1 protein-coding gene is annotated in these 329 nt (G+C 63.2%); it reads left to right on the plus strand.

Annotated features, from left to right (window positions below):
- A partial coding sequence (locus tag OSB52_RS24720; RefSeq protein WP_244176355.1) for an IS3 family transposase occupies positions 1 to 269 on the plus strand: 269 nt, incomplete at its 5' end.
- Positions 270 to 329: the final 60 nt, after the last annotated feature.

Below are 329 nucleotides of genomic sequence, written 5' to 3' on the forward strand. Positions count from 1 at the left end.
CATACGACAACGCGATGGCTGAGGCGTTCAACTCGCTGTTCAAAGCCGAATGCATCCGTAACCCCGTGATGCGCCCGCGAGGCGGCTGGGCAGGTGTGGGCGAGGTCGAGATCGCCGTCGCTGAGTACGTCGAATGGTTCAACCACCGCCGCCTGCACGGCGAGATCGGACACGTCCCACCCGTCGAGTACGAGAGCGCCTACTGGTCGACCCACACCGTCACCAGCTACCGTGAGAACCCGGTCCCCGCAAACGCTGGAACCAACTAACCGAGCCTCCAGCAAACCCGGGGCGATTCACTGCGTTGCGAGTCGTTGGTGACGACTGTC

Source organism: Gordonia aquimaris, assembly GCF_026262595.1.
Taxonomy (GTDB): domain Bacteria; phylum Actinomycetota; class Actinomycetes; order Mycobacteriales; family Mycobacteriaceae; genus Gordonia; species Gordonia tangerina.